The organism is Ferrovibrio terrae (genome assembly GCF_007197755.1).
Classification (GTDB): domain Bacteria; phylum Pseudomonadota; class Alphaproteobacteria; order Ferrovibrionales; family Ferrovibrionaceae; genus Ferrovibrio; species Ferrovibrio terrae.
The window spans coordinates 2,952,097-2,970,222 of sequence record NZ_CP041636.1; the positions used below are offsets into that span (position 1 = coordinate 2,952,097).

Annotated in this window: 19 protein-coding genes; 6 read left to right on the forward strand and 13 right to left on the reverse strand. The window is 62.7% G+C overall.

Going from position 1 to position 18,126, the window contains the following annotated elements; genetic code table 11:
- Positions 1 to 10 precede the first annotated feature (10 nt).
- From FNB15_RS14325 to FNB15_RS14350, 6 genes are read right to left on the reverse strand one after another with little or no spacing between them, the layout of a single operon-like run.
- Positions 11 to 766, reverse strand: a complete 756-nt coding sequence (locus FNB15_RS14325; RefSeq protein ID WP_144069356.1) for an SDR family NAD(P)-dependent oxidoreductase — start codon at positions 764 to 766, stop codon at positions 11 to 13.
- Positions 767 to 777: 11 nt separating this feature from the next.
- Positions 778 to 1,830 (reverse strand): ABC transporter ATP-binding protein, encoded by a 1,053-nt coding sequence (locus FNB15_RS14330; protein WP_144069357.1) that lies wholly within the window; start codon positions 1,828 to 1,830, stop codon positions 778 to 780.
- Positions 1,830 to 3,536, reverse strand: a complete 1,707-nt coding sequence (locus FNB15_RS14335; RefSeq protein WP_144069358.1) for an ABC transporter permease — start codon at positions 3,534 to 3,536, stop codon at positions 1,830 to 1,832. The genes FNB15_RS14330 and FNB15_RS14335 overlap by 1 nt, the downstream gene beginning before the upstream one ends.
- 2 nt (positions 3,537 to 3,538) lie before the next feature.
- On the reverse strand, positions 3,539 to 4,582 hold the full coding sequence (locus FNB15_RS14340) for an ABC transporter substrate-binding protein (RefSeq protein ID WP_185973560.1): 1,044 nt from the start codon (positions 4,580 to 4,582) through the stop codon (positions 3,539 to 3,541).
- Between the two features lie 43 nt (positions 4,583 to 4,625).
- Positions 4,626 to 5,237, reverse strand: coding sequence for a GDSL-type esterase/lipase family protein (locus FNB15_RS14345; RefSeq protein WP_185973561.1), 612 nt, complete (start codon positions 5,235 to 5,237; stop codon positions 4,626 to 4,628).
- A complete protein-coding gene (locus FNB15_RS14350) occupies positions 5,234 to 6,667 on the reverse strand; it encodes an MmgE/PrpD family protein (protein WP_144069361.1) in 1,434 nt (477 codons plus the stop codon). Before FNB15_RS14350 ends, FNB15_RS14345 begins: the two co-directional genes overlap by 4 nt.
- 75 nt (positions 6,668 to 6,742) lie before the next feature.
- Here FNB15_RS14350 and FNB15_RS14355 point away from each other — a divergent pair, with 75 nt between their 5' ends.
- The gene (locus tag FNB15_RS14355; protein WP_144069362.1) at positions 6,743 to 7,435 is read left to right on the forward strand and encodes a GntR family transcriptional regulator; all 693 of its coding nucleotides are present in this window, start codon (positions 6,743 to 6,745) and stop codon (positions 7,433 to 7,435) included.
- A gap of 224 nt (positions 7,436 to 7,659) precedes the next feature.
- On the opposite strand, the gene FNB15_RS14360 is transcribed toward FNB15_RS14355, so the two are convergent.
- Both FNB15_RS14360 and FNB15_RS14365 read right to left on the reverse strand, forming a co-directional pair.
- Positions 7,660 to 9,189 (reverse strand): UxaA family hydrolase, encoded by a 1,530-nt coding sequence (locus FNB15_RS14360; RefSeq protein WP_144069363.1) that lies wholly within the window; start codon positions 9,187 to 9,189, stop codon positions 7,660 to 7,662.
- Between the two features lie 42 nt (positions 9,190 to 9,231).
- A complete protein-coding gene (locus FNB15_RS14365; RefSeq protein WP_144069364.1) occupies positions 9,232 to 10,404 on the reverse strand; it encodes a fumarylacetoacetate hydrolase family protein in 1,173 nt (390 codons plus the stop codon).
- A gap of 164 nt (positions 10,405 to 10,568) precedes the next feature.
- Between FNB15_RS14365 and FNB15_RS14370 the strand changes: the two genes are divergently transcribed.
- Positions 10,569 to 11,312, forward strand: a complete 744-nt coding sequence (locus tag FNB15_RS14370) for a hypothetical protein (RefSeq protein WP_144069365.1) — start codon at positions 10,569 to 10,571, stop codon at positions 11,310 to 11,312.
- Between the two features lie 7 nt (positions 11,313 to 11,319).
- Here FNB15_RS14370 and FNB15_RS14375 read toward each other — a convergent pair whose 3' ends face one another.
- From FNB15_RS14375 to FNB15_RS14395, 5 genes are all read right to left on the reverse strand, one after another.
- Complete coding sequence (locus FNB15_RS14375; RefSeq protein WP_144069366.1) at positions 11,320 to 11,835, reverse strand: hypothetical protein; 516 nt, start codon at positions 11,833 to 11,835, stop codon at positions 11,320 to 11,322.
- 62 nt (positions 11,836 to 11,897) lie between these two features.
- Positions 11,898 to 12,359: a hypothetical protein gene (locus FNB15_RS14380; RefSeq protein ID WP_144069367.1), complete on the reverse strand. Its 462-nt coding sequence runs from the start codon at positions 12,357 to 12,359 to the stop codon at positions 11,898 to 11,900.
- 94 nt (positions 12,360 to 12,453) lie between these two features.
- The gene (locus FNB15_RS14385) at positions 12,454 to 12,744 is read right to left on the reverse strand and encodes a YciI family protein (protein ID WP_144069368.1); all 291 of its coding nucleotides are present in this window, start codon (positions 12,742 to 12,744) and stop codon (positions 12,454 to 12,456) included.
- Entirely contained in the window at positions 12,744 to 13,331 is a 588-nt protein-coding gene (locus tag FNB15_RS14390) for a malonic semialdehyde reductase (protein WP_144069369.1), read from the reverse strand. Before FNB15_RS14390 ends, FNB15_RS14385 begins: the two co-directional genes overlap by 1 nt.
- Positions 13,332 to 13,358: 27 nt before the next feature.
- Positions 13,359 to 13,946, reverse strand: a complete 588-nt coding sequence (locus FNB15_RS14395) for a GntR family transcriptional regulator (protein ID WP_246068695.1) — start codon at positions 13,944 to 13,946, stop codon at positions 13,359 to 13,361.
- 219 nt (positions 13,947 to 14,165) lie between these two features.
- Between FNB15_RS14395 and FNB15_RS14400 the strand changes: the two genes are divergently transcribed.
- From FNB15_RS14400 to FNB15_RS14415, 4 genes are read left to right on the forward strand one after another with little or no spacing between them, the layout of a single operon-like run.
- The gene (locus FNB15_RS14400; protein ID WP_144069371.1) at positions 14,166 to 15,122 is read left to right on the forward strand and encodes a VOC family protein; all 957 of its coding nucleotides are present in this window, start codon (positions 14,166 to 14,168) and stop codon (positions 15,120 to 15,122) included.
- Positions 15,123 to 15,158: 36 nt separating this feature from the next.
- The gene (locus FNB15_RS14405; protein WP_144069372.1) at positions 15,159 to 16,013 is read left to right on the forward strand and encodes a fumarylacetoacetate hydrolase family protein; all 855 of its coding nucleotides are present in this window, start codon (positions 15,159 to 15,161) and stop codon (positions 16,011 to 16,013) included.
- Between the two features lie 33 nt (positions 16,014 to 16,046).
- Complete coding sequence (locus FNB15_RS14410; RefSeq protein WP_144069373.1) at positions 16,047 to 17,246, forward strand: amino acid ABC transporter substrate-binding protein; 1,200 nt, start codon at positions 16,047 to 16,049, stop codon at positions 17,244 to 17,246.
- 20 nt (positions 17,247 to 17,266) lie between these two features.
- Positions 17,267 to 18,124 (forward strand): branched-chain amino acid ABC transporter permease, encoded by an 858-nt coding sequence (locus FNB15_RS14415; RefSeq protein ID WP_144069374.1) that lies wholly within the window; start codon positions 17,267 to 17,269, stop codon positions 18,122 to 18,124.
- Positions 18,125 to 18,126 lie beyond the last annotated feature (2 nt).

Here is an 18,126-nt window from a genome sequence, read left to right on the forward strand (position 1 = left end):
TTTTCCCCGATCACGGCATGAACTGCCCGCCATTGACGTCGATGATCTGTCCGGTGACGTAACCCGACAGCATCGGCGAGGCGAGGAAGACGATCGGCCAGCAGCAGTCTTCCGCGCGCCCGAGCCGGCCCATCGGGATCGTGCGACAGACAGAGTCCAGGAACTCGGCGGATGTCGTCGCGTGGAATGGCGTTTCGATCACGCCGGGCGCGATGGCATTGACGCGAATGCCGGCCGGTGCAAATTCCTTGGCCATCGAGCGCGTCAGGCTGTGCACCGCAGCCTTGGTCGCGGCGTACACCCCGGAGCCCGGTGCGCCACCATTCCGGCCTGCAATAGATCCGGTGTTGATGATCGAAGCCATGGCGGACTTCGCCAGGTATGGATGCGCGGCACGCGCAAGCTCGGCCACTGCCCGTACATTCAGTGCCATGACCTCGTCGTAGATCGCGTCGTCAAAGTCATGCAGCGGCGTGCGTCCGACAATAGCGCCGGCATTGCTGACCAGCGTATCGAGCCCGCCAAGTTTTTCAGCCGCGGCTGCGACGATGTCGGCGGCCGAGCCGCGCTGTCTCAGGTCGCCGGAGACCACATCAGTAGCGCCGATCTCGGCGGCCAGTGCGGAGGCCGCCTCGGCGCTGCTGCCGGAATGGATCGCGACCCTGGCGCCACAGCTGGCAAAAACGCGAGCGGTGGCGGCGCCGATGCCGGTGCTGGCGCCAGTGATCAGCACGCGCAGGCCTGTCACGCCCAGATCCAGTTTCATGGCACTCTCCCTCAACGCACGCTCACCATGGCAGCGGACGACAGCGCCAGGCGCACCGCCTCGCCAGTCTCGAACAGGTCCTCGGGCGGGCGGGAGACGCGCAGTGGCGCGGCCAGGCCGGGTACGGCGACCTCATATTCCCAGGTCTCGCCCAGGAAGACGCGGCTGCGCAGCGTGCCATCGATCTCGAAAGCCTGTTTCGCTGCGGAGTGCGACCGGCCCATGCCGATGCGATGCGGCCGCACGGACAAAGCCGTGGCCTGCTCGACCGGCGCGGGGAAGGGCAGGCTTATGCTGCCGGCGCTGAAACTGCCATTGGTGAAGCTGCCGTCGATCAGGTTGGTGCGGCCGATGAAGCCGGCGACGAAGCGCGTCTGCGGATTGTCGTAGACCTGCTTCGGGCTATCGACCTGTTCGATGCGACCACGATTCATCACCACGATGCGGTCGGCCGTCACCATCGCCTCGGTCTGGTCATGCGTGACATAGACGCTGGTGATGCCGAATTCATCATGCAGGCGGCGGATCTCAAAGCGCATCTCCTCGCGCAGGTTGGCATCGAGATTCGACAGCGGCTCATCCAGAAGCAGAACTTTTGGCTCGACCACGATGGCGCGCGCCAGGGCGACGCGCTGCTGCTGGCCGCCGGACAACTCGGCCGGCAGGCGTTCGGCCAGCTGATCCAGATGCACGACTTCCAGGATGCGGCGGGTGCGGCGTTCGATCTCGTCGCGGCCGAGCTTACGCAAACGGAGCCCGAAGGCGACGTTCTCGAACACCGTCATATGCGGCCAGATCGCATAGCTCTGGAAGATCATCGACATCTGCCGTTGCTCTGGCGGCAGGTTTTCATGCGGGCCGAACAGCGTACGGCCGCCCAGCCGGATGCTGCCCGACGAGGGCGTGACGAAGCCGGCAATCGCCCGCAAGGTGGTGGTCTTGCCGCAACCGGACGGACCGAGCAGGGCAATGAACTCGCCCTCGGCAAAATCCAGCGACAGGTTCTCGACCGCAGTGAATTCACCGAAGCGGCATTCGAGGTTGGCAAGGCTGAGATAGGGCATCACGGTCTCCGCAGCATGAAGTCGCGGCCAGCGACACGCTGGCCAACCCAGACAACGATCCAGGCCGTTGCCAGCAGCAGCACGCCAAGTGCCGACAGGACTTCGAAATTGCCTTCTTCACTCAGATCGAGCATCACGATGGACATCACTTTGGTTTTTGGCCCGGTGAGAAAGATCGCCGTGCTGAGTTCGCGCGTGGCGGCGATAAAGACCAGCAGCCAGGAGCCGATCAGGCCGCCCTTGGTGAGCGGCACCACGACTTTGCGCATGACCGTGGCACGCGACCCGCCAAGGATGCGCACGGCATCCTCCATCTCCGGGTTGAGGGATTTCACCGTGGCAGCCGCATTGATAAACGCGACCGGCAGGCTGCGGATCATGAAAGCCAGGATCAGCATGGCCGCGGTGCCATAGAGCGCAAATGGCGGCGGCGCAAAAGTGGCGTAGAAGGCGACCGCCAGCACGATGCCGGGAATGGCGATCGGTACCATGCAGAGGAACTGCAGCAGACCGGTGCCGGGCAGCAGCCGACGCGCCTGCGCATAAGCCACGATCAGCGCAATCGCCACGGCAGCAGTGGCGGCCACGGCGGAGAACCAGAAGGTGTTCCAGATCGAGCCGATGGCCGAACTGTTCTTGAACAGAAGGTAGTCGAAATTCGCCAAGGTAAGATTACTGAACGAGAAACCACGGCTCCACGCTTTGGCGAAGGCGGCCTGCAGCAGCACGATCAGCGGCAGAAACACCGCCATGGCAGCCACCGTCATACAGGCCGCGAAGGCGGGCCAGCGCCAGCGGCCGAGATCGACAGGCCGCCGCTCGCCGCCCTTGCCGGTCATGGCGGTGAAGGATTTGCGGCGCAGGAACCAGCGCTGCATCCACAGCAGCAGCACGGTGACAGCGATCAGTGCCATGGAATAGGCGGCCGCAGCATCGAGCCGTGGCGGAAACTCGAAGAACTGCCAGAGTTGCGTGGTGGCGACGGTGATCCCGGCCGGGATGCCGAGCAAGGCGGGCGTGCCGAACAGTGTGATCGATTCCAGCAGGGCGATAATCGCGCCACCCAGGATGGCCGGCCAGATCATCGGCAGGGTGATTTTGATCGTGGTAACGAAACGGCTGGCGCCGAGGATCGAGGCAGCGTCTTCCAGTTCACTGGAGACGACGTCGAGTGCAGAGCGCGCGAAAATGAAGTTGAACGGAATGGAGTAGAGCGCGATCAGGAAGATGATGCCTTCCATCGAATAGATGTTCAGAAGCTTGGTTTCGGCGCCGAGAAATTCCCAGGCCCGGTTGATCCAGCCGGCATTCGGCCCGCCCAGCAGCATCCAGGCCACGGCGCCGAGATAGGGCGGCATGACGAAAGTGGCGACAACGGTGAGCGTGACGAAGTTGCGTCCCGGCATGTTGCTGCGCGAGACCAGCCAGGCCATCGGCACGCCCACCATTGTGCTGATGATCGCCACCGCCACGCCGATATACAGCGACCGTCCCAGCGCCTCGAGATGGCGCAGGCGGCCGAAGGCGGTCATCAGGGGATCATGCGTGAGGCCGTTCGGCCCCAGCACGGACAGGCTCAGCAGCTTGAACAACGGCAGGCCGACCAGCAGGATCAGCGCCGAGGCCAGTACCAGCAGCACCAGTGTGCTGGGGTCCAGCAGCCGGCGCCAGCGTCGCAGCCCGGCCAGGCTGTTCGTTTGCGTCATGCTCAGCCGCCGAAGGTGGAGCGCCAGCGCTCGTTCAGCGCGGGCAGGCCCTTCAGGTCGTCGTCGGTGACCGGAATGGTGTTTACCTCATTGGGCATCTTGCCGCCCCGCACATTCTTCACCTCGGGTCGCAATGGCATGCCCATATCCATGTCGACGCGGATCTGCTGCGGCTCGACATCGAGCAGGAAGTCCATGAACAGCTTGGCGGCATTCGGACGCTTGGACGTCTTCAGGATGCCAGAGCCGGCCAGGATGACGACGGATCCGTCTTCCGGGAAAACCGTGCGATAGGGTGCGCCTTCGATTTCTTTCTTGCGGAAGGGACCGTCGCCTGCATGGCCGACCGAACGCTCGCCGGCGTCCAGCATGGTGATCACATCGTTGATCGAACGGCCGACCTGGGGATTGTTGGCGCGCAGCTTCTCGAAATAGCTCCAGCCGTATTTCTTCTCCAGCGCGATGGCCCAGGCCCCGACGAAGCCGGAATAAGCGGGATGGCCGAAGGAGAGCTTGCCCTTGAAACGCGGATCGAGCAGGTCGGTCCAGCTTTTCGGCGCATCGGCCGCACTGATCTTGTCGGAGCGGTAGGCGATCACGATGATGGCGCCCGAGGTGGCGTGATACTGGTTGTCCGGATCCATGTTCTGGAAAATCGGCAGCACCTTGTCGGCATTTTCGGGCCGGTAGGACAGCAGGCGGCCATCGGCCTTCAGGCGCACGAAGTGCGCGTTGTCGGTCGAGGAATAGACATCGGCGACCTGCGTGTTGGCCAGGATATCCTGATTGAGGCGCTGGTAGATCACCTGCGCAGTAGCGCGCACGACATTGACCTTGATGCCGGGATATTTCTTGTAGAAGGCCTGTTCGACCGCTGTGGCATTGTCGAGGCCAAAATGGCTGACATACCAGGTCAACTCGCCGTCCTTCTTCGCAGCCTGATACAGCGCCTTTGTGGTATCCGACATGGTCTGGGCAAAGACCGCGACGGTGCCGCCAAGCCACAGAACTGCTGCCAGCGGGGTCAGGGTTTTCCATTTTGTCATATCATCCTCCCGTTTGTCGTTTGTGCCGTTGCCGGATTCGCTCTTATGGCGGTGGCAGGCCTGCTGCGATGGCGCGGTTCCACGCCGCGTAGCCCACGTCATTCAGGTGTCGCAGGTCCTCGGCGTAGAAGCGTGGATCGGCTTGGTCGGTGGTATTCACGAAGGCGGCATAGATGTCGATCAGTGTCACGGCGCTGCAGGCCGGCAGATGTTCTGCCAGCAGGGCATTCGCGGCGCGGATGGCCGGCATCCGCTCGCCATGAAAGGGAGCGGGCTTCAGCGTAAGTACGACAACCGGCAGGGCTGGCTGCTTGCGTCGAGCCTTTCCGATCAGTGTCTCGACCAGTGCCAGGATTTCTGCAGGACCTGCATTCCGCTTCTCGATGTCGTTGGTGCCTGCGGCGACCACCAGTAGCCGTGGCGCAAGAGGCCTCACAAGCAGGTCGTAGAACTCGATGCAATCCTGCAGCGTTGCGCCGCCGAAGCCGACCGGGATGACATCCTGCCGGCCCAGGCTAGCCGGGACATCGGGCCAGAGTCGCACAGTGGACGAGCCATAGACGACGATCGGGTTTTTCGGCAGCGTGGCGCGGCCAAGGCGCGCGGCCAGTGCCGCAGCCTGCTCCGCGATGCCGATCGTCGGCGCGGCGCTCACGCGCGTACCTTTGCCTGTCGCAGCAGATCGAGCAGCGCCATCGTGCTGGCGGCTTCCGCGAGGCCAAGCACTTCTTTGGCGATACGGTCGGTCAGCACGGGATCGATCTTGCTGACGCAGCCGTCGTATTTTTCGCGCAGGTCGGCATCGGTCAGTGGCCAGGAGGGGCCGCCGCGATAGCGTGTATCGGCCTCTGCTTTCAGCACCTTGCCGTCTTTCAGCGTGATTTCGACGCGCGAGCGGATCAGGTCGAAGCCCAGCGCATTGATCGCCGGGTCGGCGTGGGTATGCACGCGTTCCTGCATGTCCTGGAAGGCCGGAGCGGCGATCACGTCATCCTCGAATTGGCTGAGGCCGGCATCGCGATGCAGCACCAGCATGGAGATCAGCGCCGCCATCGAGAATTTCGCCTGCAGTTCGTTCTTCGCCACACGATAACGGATCGGGCGCAGGATGTTGTCGCCGGCGAAGAAATCGATGCGCTCGACCGTCATGGGATCGATATTCTCGCGCAGCACCAGGTTCTTCACCATGTCCATCGACTGGTGGGTCAGGATGCCGCTCGGATAGGGCTTAATGCTGACGCCGGGATCGACGATGCTCCAGGTTTTGCCAAAGCCCTCTGTGACCTTCTCGGGCGAGAAGCCGCCGCCCAGCACGGCCGGGAAGCCCCAGGATCCGTCCAGCACGGTGGGGTCTGCAGTGTAGCCGCGCACCGCCAGCATCGCGGCCAGCACGCCGTTCTCGGCGGCACGTCCGACATGCAGAGGTTTGGTCATGGTGCCGAAATTGCAGCGGATGCCAGCGGCGAAGCTGCCGGCGATGCCGAGCGCGCGTGCCGTTGCTGTCGCGTCGAGATCGAGCAGCAGGCAGGCCGCCGCGCAGGCGCTGAAGGTGCCGACAGTGCCAGAGGTGTGGTGGCCGCGCAGATAATGGTCGGGCTGCATCCATTCCGAAATCTTGCAGCCCAGTTCAAAACCATAATTGAAAGCCGTGACGAATTTCTGGCCGCTGACGCCGCCCAGCATGTCGGACACCGCCAGCGCTGCGCTGAAGGGCGGGATTGAGGGGTGGGTGAGGAGCCCATAGACATGCGCGGGGTCGTGGCTGACCTGCGTGTCGTCGAAATCATGCACATGTCCGGCAGTGCCCAGCACGCGGGCGGCCACCTGCACCGGCACGCGCAAAGCGCCTTCACCGAGCAGCAGCGCCTGGCCCGCACCGCCCTGTTCGCGGGCAAAGCCGGCCAGGATGCCGATTGCCGGCACACCGAGCCCGGACAGGATCAGTCCGGCGGAATCGAGCAGGCAGCGGCGTGAAATCTCCAGTACTTCGGGCGACAGCGCCTCGAAGCGGGCCTGGGTCAGGAAGGTGACGGCGGCCCCGGTGATGTCGGAGACCGCTTGGGTTTTGGGGGCTAGCAGGGTCATGGACTCGTCCAAAAATTACTAAGTGTTGACAGTGTGCGGTTGACATTTGAGAGGAGTCAAGCCGATAATAGCGGCATGGACCCGCTGGTGCTTCGGCGTGAAACCACGCTTTCCAGTCTTGCCGCCGAGCGGCTGGAGAAAATGATCGTCACCCGGCATCTGGTGCCGGGGCAGCGCATCAATGAGGCGGTGCTGGCACGCGACCTCGGCATCAGCCGTGGGCCGGTACGTGAGGGCTTGCGTCATCTGGCCTCGCGCGGCCTGGTCGAGTTCATCGCCAACAAGGGCGCCTATGTGCGGGATGTCGATGCCCGCGAGATGCTGGAAATCTACGACCTGCGCTCGGTTCTGACCGGCCATGCCTGCCGCCGCGCTGCCGAACAGCGCTCGCTGGAGGAACTGGAAGAACTCGAACGGCGTGTCCAAGAGATGGATGACTGCGTGAAGGCGGGCGATGCCGCGCGCTATTACGACCTCAACCTCGCTTTCCATGACTGCCTGCTGAATGTGGCCGGTGGCACGCGGCTTGCGACCTTCAGCGACTCTCTCGCCAAGGAGGCGGCCCTGTTCCGTCGCGTCTCGCTGGCGAATGCGCGGGAGATGGCGCAGTCGAATGCCGAACATGCGGAAATCGTTGCCGCCATCCGTCAATCCGACGGCGCGCGGGCGCGCGAACTGGGCGAGGCGCATGTTCTGGCCGGCAAAAGCCGGTTCGAGAAGAAATTCGGCAATGATGACGTTGCCGAATTTGAGGCTGTGCCGAACTAGGCGCCTAGTCGGGCCAGTTCATAACGGTACCAGCTGGCGCTTGCGCCGTTCCGCCAGCGATGACGGCTCGAGCCGGTTGCGCTTGAGCGCCTCGTCCAGGATCTGCACCAGTCGGTCGCCGACGCGTCGATACCTGTGAATACAGGAAGCGAGTCAGCGGAGTGCGCTGAACGGAAGCAGTGGATGGCGTCGGCGGACGCGGGCGAGTTCCGCGGCCAGCAGCGCTACATTGTCGCGCCGATTTGCCAGGGCACGAATTCGGCATCGCCGAAGCCGAGCTCTTCACTCTTCGACGGATTGCCTGAGGCGACATCAATGATCTTGTCGAAGATGCGCTGGCCCATCTCGGGCACGCTCACGCCTTCATCCAGCACGGCGCCGCAGTTGATGTCCATATCCTCTTCCATGCGACGATACATGGCCGAGTTGGTCGCCAGCTTGATCGAGGGTACCGGCTTGGCGCCGAAGACCGAGCCGCGCCCGGTGGTGAAGCAGATGATGTTGCCGCCGCCGGCGATCTGGCCGGTGGCCGAGCAGGGGTCGTAGCCGGGCGTGTCCATGAAGACGAAGCCCTTGGTGTCGACCGGCTCGGCGTATTTGTAAACGCCGCGCAGGTTGGTGGTGCCTCCTTTGGCAGCCGCACCCAGTGACTTTTCCAGAATGGTGGTCAGGCCACCCTTCTTGTTGCCGGGCGAGGGGTTATTGTCCATCGAGCCGCCGTTGCGCTCGCAATAGCCTTCCCACCAGCGGATGCGCTCGATCAGCTTCTCGCCGATGGCGCGGTTTTCCGCCCGCCGCGTCAGCAGATGTTCGGCGCCATAGATTTCCGGCGTCTCACTCAGAATCGCCGTGCCGCCATGGCGCACCAGCAGATCGGCGGCCGCGCCCAAAGCCGGATTGGCGGTGATGCCGGAATACCCATCCGAGCCGCCGCATTGCAGGCAGAGCGTCAGATGCGAGGCCGGCACGGTGGTGCGCCGCATCGCATTGGCGGCTGGCAGCATTTCCTTCAGCTGTGCGATCCCGCGCTCGACTGTTTTGCGGGTGCCGCCGGTATCCTGGATAGTCATGCTCTGCAGGCGCGGGTTGTGCTTCAGGCCCTGCGCCTCCATCATGAAATCGATCTGCGCCACTTCGCAGCCGAGCCCCAGCATCATCACGCCGGCAAAATTCACATGCTGGGCGTAGCCCCACAGCGTGCGCTGGAGGTTGCCGAAGCCTTCGCCGGTATCAGCCATGCCGCAGCCGGTGCCATGCACGATGGCAACCACACCATCCACATTGGGATAATCCTTCAGCGCATCGCCCTTGAAAGCATCGGCGATATAGCGTGCCACCGTGGCCGAGCAGTTCACGCTGGTGATCACACCGAGATAGTTGCGCGTGCCGGCCTTGCCATTTTCGCGCATGTAGCCCTGGAACGTCGCGCGTTCGGCTTCAGGGATGAACAGCGTTGGCCGCATGTCGGCACCGAAGGCGTAGTCGCGCTCGAAGTCGCCGATGGCCAGGTTATGGCTGTGCACGTGCTGGCCCGGTTCGATGGACTGCGACGCGAAGCCGATGATCTGGTTATATTTTCGCACCGGCTCGCCCTGTGCGATCGGCGCGGTTGCCACCTTGTGGCCGGCTGGAATGGCCGAGCGGGCGGTGACATTGCCGCCCTCGATGCTGGCGCCGGGCAACAGCTCGGCACGTGCCACCACCACGTTGTCATTTTCATTCAGGCGGATCACCGCCGAAACCCGGTCGAGCATTGGGGCCTCCCTCGATTGGCTCAGTCTAGCTCAGCAGGCCGCCTAGCGCAGCAGTCCACGCTGGGCGAGGTTGCGCATCAGCGCAGCCGTGCCGAACTGCCAGGGCGGCAGCTTATGGCAGAACTCCACCCGGTTGATCAGAGCGCCCAGTTTCGGTGAGCGGATGGTAACCACGTCGCCGGGCTTGTGGGTAAAGCCCATGCCCGGTGCGTCGCGGTCCTGGATCGGCGCGAACATCGTGCCGGTATAAAGCATGGCACCATCGGGATACTGGTGCGACGAACCAAACGTCTGCGCGGCGAGTTCGAGCGGATCGCGGCTGATCTTTGACAGATGCGACGCGGCTTCGAGGCGGAAATTGTCGGTGCCGGCAATGGTCAGGCTGACCTCGGTTTTGCGCAGGTCGTCGAGGCTGAAATGCGCGTCGAACAGCCGGATGAACGGCCCGATAGCGCTGGAGGCGTTGTTGTCTTTGGCGCGCCCGAGCAGCAGCGCGCTGCGGCCTTCCACGTCGCGCAGGTTGACGTCGTTGCCCAACGCCGCCCCCACGATCTGGCCGCGGCTGTCGAGCGCCAGCACCACCTCGGGCTCGGGGTTGTTCCAAGTCGAGTCAGAATGGATGCCGACGCCCATACCGGTGCCGACCGAAGCCATCGGCTGGCATTTGGTGAAAACCTCGGCATCCGGGCCGATGCCGACTTCCAGGTACTGCGACCAGGCGCCGCGCTTCATCAGCGTCTCGCGCAGGCGCATCGCTTCGGGCGAGCCGGGTTTGATACGGGAAATCTCGCCGCCCAGCGCTGCCGCGATCTCGGCACGCACGGCCTCGGCGCGGCTGGCATCGCCACGGATCTGCTCCTCGATCACGCGCTCGATCAGGCTGTCGGCAAAGGTGACACCAGCGGCTTTCACCGCCTGCAGATCGCAGGGCGCCAGCAGATACGGGGCCTGCAGCTTGAGCGTATTGGCCAGCACATCCTGCAGGCTGCCGACCACCGGTGCCTTGCCCAGCGCTGCCTGAACGGCCGCGGCCGCATCGGGCCGATCCAGCAGTTCGCTCATCGTGGCAGCCAACGCGCTGAGATCGACCAGATTTTCCCCGTGCATGGCCACAATGACGGGGCCTGCCGGGCTGCCGGCGACCCAGGCGCGGCCGACCAGCGTGGCGCGGTCGTGATCTTGCGGCAGGGTCTGAGCAATCAGGCTCTCAAGCATAGTGCGGGCTCCAGGCGGGTGCAGGGCGGGTGGGGTCGTCAACATACAATATCGCCAGCAGAAAGCGGCTGTGTACTGACGGGATGGCAGCGGGTTGGCCCATTTAAAGAAAAATGACTATCTAAGGTTACATTGATGGCGCACACGCACAAAGGAGGTTGCCGATGCGCCGTAAAATGTCTGTCGACAAGTATATCAACCTGATTCTGGCTTCGCTGGATGCCAGGGGCTTTTTTATCGAACAGGATCCGGATCTTAACCGCTGGCGCCGCTGCCTTGAAGGCATGCCCGGCATTGTCGGGATCAATCCGAGCTTCGACCCGGCACACCATGACTTCGAGATGGGCGGGCCGCAATACTGGCTGCGGCTGTCGACCATTCCGAATCACCCGGCGCACCAGATGCGCAAAACGAGCGAGGTAGCGGCGGTGATTGCCTTCCGGCTGATTGATGCCGGCAAGGAGGGATGGACCGAGCTGCTGCGCAGCGGAAGGCTGTTCTCGTCGCGCTTCCAGCCGCTTGGCACGCCGAAAATCCTGCAGCCGCGCGACTGCAACTGGACCGGAAAGATCGGCCATCATGGCGGTCTGGTCGTCGGCGAAGCCTATCGTCGCCAGCGGCTTGCCTATCTGCTGACGCATCTGATCCGCGCGATCAGCATCAAGCGCTACGACGTCGATCATCACTGCGGGCTGGTCTACGAGAATCTCTATCGCAGCGGCATTCCGCTGCGGGCAGATGGCTACGGCTATGCGCGGGCCGATCTGGCGATGGATGGTTTCATCGGCGCGGTCGGCCGCTCGGCCCGCATGTACACGACACAAATCGATCGTGCCGGCATGCTGGCGCAGATTGAAGAGGGTCCGCTGATGGAACTGCTCGAACCTGAAGTCGAGATGGCCGCCTAAGCAGCCATCAGTGCGAAACGGCCGCGAGCGCCACACCCGGCGTGAGCGGCCGTATCAGCGTCACCACGCGCGAGACATGGCCATCCTCATCGAAGAAGGGGAACATGGCGCGCTGATAGACACGGATGCTCATCGCCACCTGGAAACAGGCCGGCATCCGTTCGGCGACCACAGCGGCATAGGTCTGTTCCGCCGCGATACGCGCCGGCGCCTGGCGGATGGCACCAAGGCAGAGATTGCTCACATCCTCGCCGTCCAGCACAAAGGGATGGTTGTCAAAATCGATGATGCGCCAGGCCAGCACATGCTTGGCTGTCGTGTCGATCACATGGGCGGGATCGGGATCGAACAGGCGGCGCATGGCGGTAACGAAGGGCAGGGTTGCGGGTTCGCCGTTATCGCGGCCCCAGACCGCTTCGGCCAGGCTGAACTTGCCGTCACGGGCATGCACTTGAGTGAGCGGGATGCGGTCGATCCGCACCAGGGCGTGCTCGCTGGGAATGAACAGAGGTTCAGCAGACATGCAGCCAGTTTGCGAGTGATTTTTCTAAAAGACAACCCGCAATATGTTGCACTGCGGGTCAGCTAGCGCTTCCGGCGCATCCGTTCGGCCAGAATCCGGGCCCGTGCCAGGGCGGCCTCGCTGCTCGATCCCCCTGTCGGCGCTGCCGCCTCGTCGGAGGGCTGACGCTCCACATAATACTGTATGAGCGTGTTGCGCTGGCGTGCCGTCAGTTTGATGCCCAGTCGTTCGGCTTCGTTCAGCGCAAAAAGATCGGCTTCGGCAAAACGGACGGCCTGCTCGTCGCGCTGCTGCAGGCCGCGTGCGATCAGCGCGAGATAGCGGTTTTCATCGAGCGACAGCGGCGCTGCCGCATCTTCGGGTTTTGTCAGGGCATCAAGACAGGCGCTGCGATCTTCGGGCACCACCGCCAGGAAGAGTTCAAGCAGCTGAACCGCCTGTTCCAGCAACAGGGCGTCCTGCGGCAGGCTCAGCACCAGCTGGCCATCCTGAACCTGCGCTTTCACCGGCGGCATACGTTTCATCCTGGATCCAGATCAACCCGATGTCGCAAGGTGCGGGACGCGAGCATGGCCAGTCAACGTATTTTGACAACGCATTTGATAATGCGCTTGGGACTTAGTCGCGCAGATCGACCCGCTTGAGGAAACGATGAATGCGGATTTCCGCCCAAATCCCGGCCTGTCGGAACGGATCGGCGGCATTGAAAGAGTCTACCGCCGCCCTGGTCTCGGCGTCGATCAGGAACAGGCTGCCGATCATCGTCTCACCGTCATCCGACATCAGCGGGCCGGAAACAAGGATGCGCACCGGCGCCGTGCCCAGATAGGCCTTATGCGCGTCGTAATGCTCCAGACGGCGCGGCAGCGCGTCCGGAGCATCGAGGCAGTGGACGATGAAATGCGGCATTACAGAAGCGTGCAGGCGCGCTCGAAGGCGTGGCGCGGCTGGCGGCCCATCAGCTTGGACGTATCGCCATAGCCGATATTGCACAGGAAATCGGTCTGGCAGCGGCCATCGGGGAAGAACTCGGCATTCACCTTGGCGATATCGAAACCACTCATCGGGCCGCAATCCAGCCCGATGGCGCGGGCGGCGATCATCAGATAAGCCCCCTGAAGAGTCGCATTGCGTACGGCGGTGGCCTGCGCCATCGGCGCATTATTGGCGAAGGTGTCGCGGGCTGTCGGGTTATGCCAGATCTCGGGCATGTATTCGTAGAACTGCATGTCGCGCGCCACGATGGCGGTGACCGGCGCGGCCATGGTCTTGTCCAGATTGCCCGGCGACAGGGCAGGGGCCAGGCGCTGCTTGGCTTCCTTGGTGCGCAGGAACAGCACGCGCATCGGCTGCGTGTTCATCGAGGTCGCGCCCATCTTGGCGATGTCGTAAAGCTCGCGCAGCTGTTCGTCGGAGACGGGCCTATCCAGAAAGCCGTTCTGTGTGCGGGCATCGAGGAAGAGTTGCTTGAGTGCGTCAGCGGAAATCTTGGTCATGTTTTGGCTTTTTGCTCGAGAGGGACGTTAGAGGGCCACGGAAGTGCGCACGATGGTGGCTGTCTTGCGCAGATGGTTTTCAAGGGCAGCGACGGCGCGTTCGACATCGCGCTCCATTACAGCGTCGAAGATCGCCTTGTGTTCGGCCGGAACGTCGCGCGTCGCGTTCGGTTGCGGCACCGAAACCGACATGCGGCGATAGCGTTCGCTCTGTTCATACAACATGGCGCGCATACGCAGCAGCCAGTCGTTGCCGCAGGCGCCGACCAGTTCGGCGTGGAAATCGGCATGGGCGTGTGACCAGGTCTCGCTCAGATGCAGGTCCTTGCCGGCCTCGGTCTGGCTGAGCCGCGACAGCCTGTGCCAGCTCGCCACCAGCCGGCTTTCCCAGGCGAGGTCGCCGCGCTCGATCGAGGTGCGCAGGCACATCGCCTCAATGGCGATGCGGGCTTCGGTGATATCCGCCAGTTCCTTCGGTGAAACCGGGCTTACCGTGTAACCGCGTTGCGGTTCGGAAACCACCAGCGCTTCGGACTGTAGCATCGACAGCGCCTCGCGCACCGCGCCCAGACTCACATCGAGATCGGCCGCCAGTGCCGCAATATTCAGTTTCATCCCAGGCAGATGGGTGCAGGACAGGATGTCGGCGCGAATCTGGGTGTAGGCACGATGCGACTTCGTCCCCGGGCTCTCAGCCAGGGCGGGGGGGATGGTATCGGTGGGGCTGTGGATTATTTTCATCCGAAAAATATATTGCGGTGACAGAAATCTATGTGTAAGACGAAAATATAGAAAAAAACGGACCCTTACAAGGGCGGTTTTGGAGGAAACAAGATGGCAGATCCCCGGCGTCCCGGCGTGACCGCAATTCATTCCCTGGATCGCTTTGTCTTCAGCGTGCCAGATCTCGGCGTCGCGAAGCAGTATTTCACCGACTTCGGCCTTGATGTGCGCGCAGTCGGTAATCGCCTCGATCTCTACACCTTCGGCCATCCGCATCGCTGGGGTTCGATTTTCGAAAGCGGCAAGCCGAAGAAGCTCGAATACCTTGCGCTTGGCGTCTATGCCGAGGATTACGAGCCGCTGCGCAAGCATCTGGAAAAGACCGGCGTGAAGCTGATCGACCCGCATCCGCTGGTGGACGAGCAGGGCTTCTGGCTGCGGGATCCCGATGGCATCACGCTGCAGGTCGTGGTGGCCGAGAAGTCGTCGCCCAACCAGAAGGGCGAGACCTTCGGTCCGATGAACATGAAGAACCCCGCCGGCACCGAGATCGGCTTCAACCGCCGCTCGATGCAGCCGGTGAAGCCCGTGCGCCTGACCCATGCGCTGCTGTTCTGCTCGGATGTGCCGCGTTCGCTGAAATTCTACCGCGAAGCCATGGGCATGAACCTGTCGGACCAGTCCGGCGACGGCATCGCCTTCATGCATGGCGTGCATTCCAGCGATCATCATCTGCTGGCGTTTGCCAAGTCCGACGGGCCGGGCCTGCATCACACCAGCTGGGTCGTGCGCGGCATCGACGAAGTCGGCCTCGGCATGGAGCAGATGCTGAACAAGGGTCACAAATACGGCTGGGGTCTGGGTCGCCATGTGCTGGGCTCGAACTACTTCTATTACCAGCGCGATCCCTGGGGCAGCTTCACCGAATATTCCTACGACATCGACTTCGTCGGCCTCGATGGCTGGCCGGCCCAGGATCATCCACCGGAGGATTCGTTCTACCTCTGGGGCCCGGCCGTGCCGGAAGACTTCATCACCAATCACGAAACCCAGGCCCATAAGGCCTGAACAGAAAAATCTGTTGTAAAAGAGGACTGTCTCTCCATGCGTCTGCTCAATTATCTGAACAACGGCAAGCGTTCGCTCGGTGCACGCAACGGCGACAACATCATCGACCTTACCTCCGCCGGCCTGCCTGACAACGTCGATGCGCTGCTCGCCCAGGGCGCCAGCGGTCTCGCCAAGGCCAAGGAGGCCGCCGCGAAGGGCGGTGCCACCACGCCGTTCAAGGGCGCCAAGCTGTTGCCGCCAGTGCTCAACCCGTCCAAGGCAATCGCGGTCGGCCTGAACTACATCGACCATGCTGCCGAAAGCCCCTACAAGGACGCGCCGAAATATCCGGTGCTGTTCCATCGCTTCCCGTCGTCCTGGGTCGCCCACGACGAAGCCCTGATCAAGCCGAAGGTGTCGGACCAGTTCGACTACGAGGCCGAGCTTGCCGTGATCATCGGCAAGGCCGGCCGCTACATCTCCAAGGACAAGGCGCTGGAGCATGTCGCCGGCTATTCGCTGTTCAATGACGGCTCGATCCGCGACTACCAGTTCAAGTCGCACCAGTGGATGATCGGCAAGAATTTCGACAAGACCGCATCCTTCGGCCCGGAACTCGTCACCGCTGACGAACTGCCGGCCGGCGCGGTTGGCCTGCGTATCCAGTGCCGCCTGAACGGCGAAGTGCTGCAGGATTCCAACACCGAGCACATGATTTTCGATGTGGCCACGCTGGTCAGCACCTGCTCCGAGATTTTCGAGCTGGTGCCGGGCGACGTGATCATCTCGGGCACGCCGGCCGGCGTCGGCTTCGCGCGCAAGCCGCAGCTCTTCATGAAGCAGGGCGACGTGGTTGAAGTGGAAGTCGAGAAGGTGGGCATTCTGCGCAACGGCATTAAGAACGAGTAAGGCGTCGATAAGACACACACCAGGGAGGAAACAATGAAAAGCTTGAAACGGATTGTCGCCATGGCGGCAGTCGCGGCGGGCTGTTTAAGCCTTGCCGCTTCACCGGTACTGGCGCAGGGCGCGCCGGTCCGCGTCGGCAGCACGCTGGCGCTGACCGGTCCGCTCTCGGCCACCGCACTGGTCCATAAGCTGGTCGGCGAGATCTATGTAGAGGACCTCAACAGCCGCGGCGGCCTGCTGGGCCGCAAGGTAGAGTGGATCGTCAAGGACGACCAGTCCAAACCGGACGTGGCGCGCACGCTCTATGAGCAGCTCGTCACCTCCGACAAGGTCGACCTGCTGATGGGTCCGTATGCCACCGGCGCGATCCTGTCGGCCATCGGCGTGGCGCAGCGTTACAACAAGATGCTGATCCATCACACCATGGGCGTGCCGTCGCTGGCGAAGTACGACATGCACTTCCCGGCCTGGTCGCTCGGCCCGGATCCGGGCACCACGGTTCCCAACACGCTGTTCGATGCTCTGGCTGCTTCGCCGAAGCCGCCGAAGACCATCGCCATCGTCACCTCGAAGTTCCCCTCGCTGCATTTCCTCAGCCTGGGTGCGCGTGAAGTGGCCAAGAAGCGTGGCCTGCAGGAAGTGCTGTTCCTCGAGTGGGAATTCGGCAACCGTGACTTCGGGCCGATTGCTGCCCGCGTGAAGGATGCCAAGCCCGATCTCGTCTTCGTCGGCGATATCGGCCTGGAAGGCAACATGCTGCTCGAAGCGATGAAGAAACTCGACTACGAGCCGCCGCTGCATTTCCATCTCTACCCGGCCCCGGGTCCGATGGCGACTTCGCCGGAAACCAAGAATGCGCTCTCGGTTACCATCTTCGAAGAGCATGCACCGTTCACCAACGATCCGGTGGCCGCGAAGTTCGTGAAGACTTACAACGAGCGGGCGAAGGCAGCCGGCTTCCCCTACACCAAGGTGGAAGTGCAGGCGGCGGCGAGCTTCACGGCCTGGCAGTTGCTGGAAGCCTCGGTGGTTGCCACCAAGAGCCTGGATGACAAGAAGATGGCTGACTGGCTCAAGGCCAATCAGGTCAAGACCATCCAGGGCACGCTGCGCTTCGACAAGGGTAATAACTTCGGTGATGACCTGATGCGTATCAAGCAGGTGCAAAACGGCAACTGGGTTACGGTCTGGCCCAAGGAATGGGCCGCTCCGGGTGCCACGCTCAAGCAGTAATGTAAAAGAGTAGAATCCTGATGACCTTCCCAAGCCTGAACCTTCTGCTGCAATCCATCCTGTCTGGCGTCTTCATCGGCGGGATGTACAGTATGATCGGTCTGGGCTTGGGATTGTCCTGGGGCCTGCTTCGCCAGATCAACCTGGCGCATTTCGGCTTCGTCTTTCTTTCCGCCTATCTCAGCTATCACATGGTGTCGGTCTGGGGCATTGATCCGCTGCTCACGCTGTTGATCCTGCCGCCATTCTTCTTCGCCATCGGCGTGGCGCAGCAATGGCTGCTGTCGCGTTTCAGGATTTCGCCCTTCAACTCGCTGCTCGTCACCTTCGGCTTCACGGTGATGATCGAAAGCCTGATCCAGTATGTCTGGACCGCCGACTTCCGCAAATTGCAGTCGGCCTATGGCGAGGAGAAGTTCAAGGTCGGCGGCCTGTTCATTCCGGTGCCCGAGCTGCTGACATTAGTGCTCGCCATCCTGTTCGCCTTCGGCGTCTGGGCTGCGATGCGTTTCACCGACATTGGCAAGGCGATGCGCGCCATGGCCGAAGACGGACCCATTGCGGCCGCCTTCGGCATCAACCAGCGCTGGCTGTCGCTGATGCTGTCGGGCACCTGCGTCGCGCTGGCCTCGATTGCCGGCGTCTGTTTCGCGCTGACCTTCACTCTGACACCCACGCAGATTTTCTCCTGGGTTGGCGTTGTCTTTGCCGTGGTGATGCTGGGTGGCCTGGGCAGCGCACTGGGCCCGCTGGTTGCCGGCATCATTATCGGGGTCAGCGAAGCCATCGCCATGGCGATCTTCGCGCCATCCTGGGCGCCTATCGTGTCATTCTCGCTGCTGATCCTCATGCTGCTGTTCCGTCCGGGTAGGGCCTGATC

Coding starts and splice junctions, on each gene's coding strand:
- FNB15_RS14325 (WP_144069356.1), bottom strand. CDS start 766: ATGAAACTGGATCTGGGCGTGACAGGCCTGCGCGTGCTGATCACTGGC.
- FNB15_RS14330 (WP_144069357.1), bottom strand. CDS start 1,830: ATGCCCTATCTCAGCCTTGCCAACCTCGAATGCCGCTTCGGTGAATTC.
- FNB15_RS14335 (WP_144069358.1), bottom strand. CDS start 3,536: ATGACGCAAACGAACAGCCTGGCCGGGCTGCGACGCTGGCGCCGGCTG.
- FNB15_RS14340 (WP_185973560.1), bottom strand. CDS start 4,582: ATGACAAAATGGAAAACCCTGACCCCGCTGGCAGCAGTTCTGTGGCTT.
- FNB15_RS14350 (WP_144069361.1), bottom strand. CDS start 6,667: ATGACCCTGCTAGCCCCCAAAACCCAAGCGGTCTCCGACATCACCGGG.
- FNB15_RS14355 (WP_144069362.1), top strand. CDS start 6,743: ATGGACCCGCTGGTGCTTCGGCGTGAAACCACGCTTTCCAGTCTTGCC.
- FNB15_RS14360 (WP_144069363.1), bottom strand. CDS start 9,189: ATGCTCGACCGGGTTTCGGCGGTGATCCGCCTGAATGAAAATGACAAC.
- FNB15_RS14365 (WP_144069364.1), bottom strand. CDS start 10,404: ATGCTTGAGAGCCTGATTGCTCAGACCCTGCCGCAAGATCACGACCGC.
- FNB15_RS14370 (WP_144069365.1), top strand. CDS start 10,569: ATGCGCCGTAAAATGTCTGTCGACAAGTATATCAACCTGATTCTGGCT.
- FNB15_RS14375 (WP_144069366.1), bottom strand. CDS start 11,835: ATGTCTGCTGAACCTCTGTTCATTCCCAGCGAGCACGCCCTGGTGCGG.
- FNB15_RS14380 (WP_144069367.1), bottom strand. CDS start 12,359: ATGAAACGTATGCCGCCGGTGAAAGCGCAGGTTCAGGATGGCCAGCTG.
- FNB15_RS14385 (WP_144069368.1), bottom strand. CDS start 12,744: ATGCCGCATTTCATCGTCCACTGCCTCGATGCTCCGGACGCGCTGCCG.
- FNB15_RS14390 (WP_144069369.1), bottom strand. CDS start 13,331: ATGACCAAGATTTCCGCTGACGCACTCAAGCAACTCTTCCTCGATGCC.
- FNB15_RS14395 (WP_246068695.1), bottom strand. CDS start 13,946: ATGAAACTGAATATTGCGGCACTGGCGGCCGATCTCGATGTGAGTCTG.
- FNB15_RS14400 (WP_144069371.1), top strand. CDS start 14,166: ATGGCAGATCCCCGGCGTCCCGGCGTGACCGCAATTCATTCCCTGGAT.
- FNB15_RS14405 (WP_144069372.1), top strand. CDS start 15,159: ATGCGTCTGCTCAATTATCTGAACAACGGCAAGCGTTCGCTCGGTGCA.
- FNB15_RS14410 (WP_144069373.1), top strand. CDS start 16,047: ATGAAAAGCTTGAAACGGATTGTCGCCATGGCGGCAGTCGCGGCGGGC.
- FNB15_RS14415 (WP_144069374.1), top strand. CDS start 17,267: ATGACCTTCCCAAGCCTGAACCTTCTGCTGCAATCCATCCTGTCTGGC.